Raw genomic sequence first — 4,382 nt, forward strand, 5'->3', positions numbered from 1 at the left:
CAACGTATTCAATTTGTTTTATTCCTTTGAAATATTCACTCATTTTGTACCCTCCATCAAATAATTAGTTAAAAAATTTGTATGTAGAACGTTATGGTAAAAAATTAATAGTTTTAGGCTTCTCTTTTTTTGCTTATCACATCGAACCACACAGCAAACAGGAGAACTAAACCTTTAATTATAGATTGCCAAAAAACTTCAACGTTTAATAAGCTCATGCCATTATCTAAACTTGTCATAACTATAGCTCCTACAACCGCTCCGAAGGTAGTTCCAATACCTCCCATTAAACTTGCTCCTCCTATGACGCAAGCGGCGATTGTATCCAATTCGGCACCTTCTCCAGCTGAAACAGCTGCAGCATTTAATCTTGATGTTAAAAAAACGCCTCCTAATGATGCAAGAAGACCATTAATCATAAAAACAATAAGAGTAATCTTTTTTATATTTATTCCCGAAAGTATAGCAGCTTTGCTGTTTCCTCCTATAGCATAAATATATCGACCAAAAACTGTATTTTGTGTGATGTATGCAAACAAAAGTAAGATTATAATCATTATTAAAAGAGGGAATGGAAGTCCATTATAAGAATTGAAAATAATGACAAATAAATTTATGAGAATTATGTATAGAGCAACTTTCACAAACTCAAATCGGGTAGAAGATGAATCAATATTGTAAGACTTCTTTTTTTTCCATGATCGAAATTCTGAGATTATAATCATTATCGATGCAATAATTCCCAATAGAATACCAAATGAATTTGAAAGATAACCTTTTCCTAAAAAAGTAAAAAAATGGCTCATAGGTCCTATAGTAATACCTTTCGTTATCCCCATTAAAATGCCTCTAAAAATAAGCATTCCTCCTAAAGTTACAATAAAAGAAGGTACTCCTTTGTAAGCTATCCAATATCCATTCCATAAACCTAACAATAACCCTATCCCAAGAGTAATAATCATTGATAAAACTGGATTAATACCTTTCCAAACATCAAGAATAGCTAATATACCTCCTGAAAGTCCAACTATAGATCCAACAGAGAGATCTATTTCACCTAGAATGATGACCATAACCATGCCTATAGCTAATAGAGAAATAAAAACTGATTGTCTAAATAAATTGGAGATATTTCGAGCAGATAAAAATGATCCCTTTGTCATTATAGTAAATATAAGCCATATTACAAGAAGAGCGATAATCATCATATATGATCTTAAATCAACTTTCTTTTTGTTAGTCTTCATTCACCTTTACCTCCCCTAATTCCTGTAGCTAAGTACATAATATCTTCTTGATTTGTATCATGATTGTAATTTTCAATTTCACCCATAAATTTACCTTCGTGTAGAACTATTATTCTGTCAGCCATTCCAATAATTTCTGGTAATTCTGAAGAAATCATTATTATAGAAATTCCTTGTTTTGTTAATTTGTTCATAAGTGAATATATTTCTTGTTTTGCTCCTACGTCTATACCTCGAGTAGGTTCATCCATTATCAATATTTTTGGAATGGAAACTAAATTTCGTCCAATTAAAGTTTTCTGTTGATTTCCACCACTTAACGTTGAAATTTTTACTTCTGGAGACTGAGTTTTTATGTTTAATTCTTTAATTATTTCCAAAGCTTTTAAAGTTTCACTTTCTTTGTTAATATGAAAAAAAGTGGCAAATTTTTTTATAAAAGCAATTGTAATGTTTTCTCTAACAGTTAAGTTAGAAATTATTCCAGCACCTTTTCTATCTTCAGATAAATAGGCTATGCCAAGCTCTAACGCTTCTTGTGGAGAATTAATGTTAACTTTCTCAGAGTTTAAAAAAACTTCCCCTTCTTTTTTACCTTGATAAAAACCGATGATACTGCTCATTAATTCAGTTCGTCCTGCTCCTACTAAGCCCGAAAAACCTAGAATCTCACCATACCTCAAATTAAAACTAACATTGTCAACTACCTTTTTTGTGGGATTATACTCTTCAAATACCGTAAAATTTTTTACTTCAAAGATTATTTTTTCAGGAGAAATTTTTCTTTTTGGAAACATTTGACTTATTTCTCGACCTACCATCATTTTTATTAGATCATTTTTTGTGACTTCATTAATCAATTTAGTCCCTATTAGTTTTCCATCTCGGAGGATACTAACCCTATCTGCAACTTCAAATATTTCATCTAATTTATGAGAAATATATATACAAGTGACCCCTTCTTTTTTTAACTCCTTTAATAGTGCTAATAAGTTATTTGTTTCACTTTCTGTTAATGAAGCTGTAGGTTCGTCTAAAATGAGGATATTTGCTTTTTTAACTAATGCTTTAGCTATTTCAATTAACTGTTGTTTTCCAACACCTAGATGTTTTATCTTTGTGAAAATATTTAGGTCATCTAACTTTAATTTTTTTAAGAGAATTTGTGATTCCTCATACATAGAATTCCAATCGATAACAAGTCCTTTAACTTTTTGTGATCCCATATATATATTTTCTATTATGCTTAATTCTTCAAAAAGAGTTAATTCCTGATGAATAACTGCAATACCTGCTTCCTCAGCATCTTTTGGATTTTTAAATTCAATTTTTTTATCTTTGAGATAAATATCTCCTTCATAGCTACCATATGGATATATACCACCTAGTATACTTATCAGAGTAGATTTTCCTGCACCGTTTTCTCCACAAATAGCGTGTATTTCATTCTTCTCTATATCCATTGTAATATTATCCAAAGCTTTGACTCCAGGAAAGTATTTTGAAACATTTTTTATCCTTAATAAAGTAGGCATTAATTTCACCTCTTATATCAAAACTAAAATAGTGAGTAAAAGGGTTTTATATAAAATGGTTAGGGATTGTCCCTAACCATTATTAAACATTTTTATTTTTCCTAAAATGAACTAAGAATTAATTAATTTTAGGCCATTGAGATTTTGGAACATTTTTATATACCTCTTCTAACGAATGAAATCCATCTTTTATTACTGTGTCAACAATATTATTTATATCTACAGGTATTGGTTCCAGATAAAAAGTTGGTACTTCTTTAAATCCATTATCTGCTTTTCCATTTGTAATGATATGTACATCTTTTGCAATAGATACTGCCATAATTGCAGCTTGGGTAGCAATATCTTTTATAGGTTTGTAAACTGTCACAGTTTGTGTGCCTTCAACTATTCTCTGACAAGCAACTAAATCTGCGTCTTGACCTGATACCAAGACTTTTCCAGCTAATCCTTGTTCTTTTAATGCCTCGATTGCCCCTCCAGCAGTACTATCATTTGAAGCTACAATAGCATCAATTTGATTTTTTGTTGCGGTCAGAGCATTTTCTATGATATTCATAGCCTCCTGTGCAGACCAGTTTTTAGCCCATTGATCTCCCACAATTTTTATATCTCCTCTATCTATGTAAGGTTGAAGTACATTCATTTGACCTTGTCTAACAAGGTGAGCATTGTTGTCGGTCGGAGAACCGCCTAATAAGAAATAGTTACCTTTTGGTTTTCTTTCAACGAGATATTTTGCTTGATATTCACCAATTTTTATGGGGTCAAAAGTGATGAAATAATCCAAGTCACAGTCCATAAGTAATCTATCATATGCAATGACTGGAACCCCATTGGCATGGGCTTCCTTAACAACACTACCCATAATGTTTCCATCGTGAGCAATTATTACTAATACATCAACTCCCTGAGTAATCATATTTTCAACTTGTGAAATTTGTAAAAGATCGTCATTGTTGGAAGACTGTACTATCACTTTTGCACCAAACTTTTCTGCAGTATTTACAAAGATGTCTCGATCTTTCTGCCATCTTTCTAGTTGTAATTCACACATAGAAAGACCAATCAATATTTCATCTTTTGCTGCGAAAATAGTTGCACTAAATAATACTAAAGATATCAAAAAAAACGTTAAAACTTTTTTCATACTAGTTCCCTCCTCTTGTTAAGATATAGTTTTTAATGTAATTTAAAAGAGTAAATAAAAATTAAATTTGTTTAACATAAATAAAAATAAGTTTGAGAAATCAACTAAAACCTGTTAAAAAATATCTTAGAATATATCTTGACTAAACCATACCATACAGACTCTATCAACTAGTGTTAAGCATTTTAATATTAAATAGTTTTATTATTAATACTTCTTAGTTGAAGATTTTTATATGCAGAACGTACCAGTCTTAAAATTGGAAGAGGTTTCAATTTTCTTCTAAATAAATTATATGTAAATTAACTTTTTAAGTCAACCATTAATTTATCCAATCAACTAATATTAGTAACGATTAAAAACATTTACTTTCATTTAGGATGAAAAATCTTAATATTTATTAATCATTAAAAAATATATTGATTGATAATATTTTCCAAGTATTCTTGC

3 protein-coding genes are annotated in these 4,382 nt (G+C 30.1%); all 3 read right to left on the bottom strand.

Annotation, left to right across the window (positions count from 1 at the left end; genetic code table 11):
- Positions 1 to 113 precede the first annotated feature (113 nt).
- A complete protein-coding gene (locus tag PKN74_RS07990; protein ID WP_045088025.1) occupies positions 114 to 1,247 on the bottom strand; it encodes a sugar ABC transporter permease in 1,134 nt (377 codons plus the stop codon).
- Positions 1,244 to 2,782, bottom strand: coding sequence for a sugar ABC transporter ATP-binding protein (locus PKN74_RS07995; protein ID WP_472305012.1), 1,539 nt, complete (start codon positions 2,780 to 2,782; stop codon positions 1,244 to 1,246). The genes PKN74_RS07990 and PKN74_RS07995 overlap by 4 nt, the downstream gene beginning before the upstream one ends.
- 118 nt (positions 2,783 to 2,900) lie before the next feature.
- A complete protein-coding gene (gene xylF, locus PKN74_RS08000) occupies positions 2,901 to 3,932 on the bottom strand; it encodes a D-xylose ABC transporter substrate-binding protein (RefSeq protein WP_045088027.1) in 1,032 nt (343 codons plus the stop codon).
- Positions 3,933 to 4,382 lie beyond the last annotated feature (450 nt).

The organism is Defluviitoga sp. (assembly GCF_035349255.1).
Taxonomy (GTDB): domain Bacteria; phylum Thermotogota; class Thermotogae; order Petrotogales; family Petrotogaceae; genus Defluviitoga.

Bases quoted from the DNA above. Each gene is read 5' to 3' on its own strand.
- PKN74_RS07990 (WP_045088025.1), bottom strand. From the start codon at position 1,247: ATGAAGACTAACAAAAAGAAAGTTGATTTAAGATCATATATGATGATT.
- PKN74_RS07995 (WP_472305012.1), bottom strand. From the start codon at position 2,782: ATGCCTACTTTATTAAGGATAAAAAATGTTTCAAAATACTTTCCTGGA.
- xylF (WP_045088027.1), bottom strand. From the start codon at position 3,932: ATGAAAAAAGTTTTAACGTTTTTTTTGATATCTTTAGTATTATTTAGT.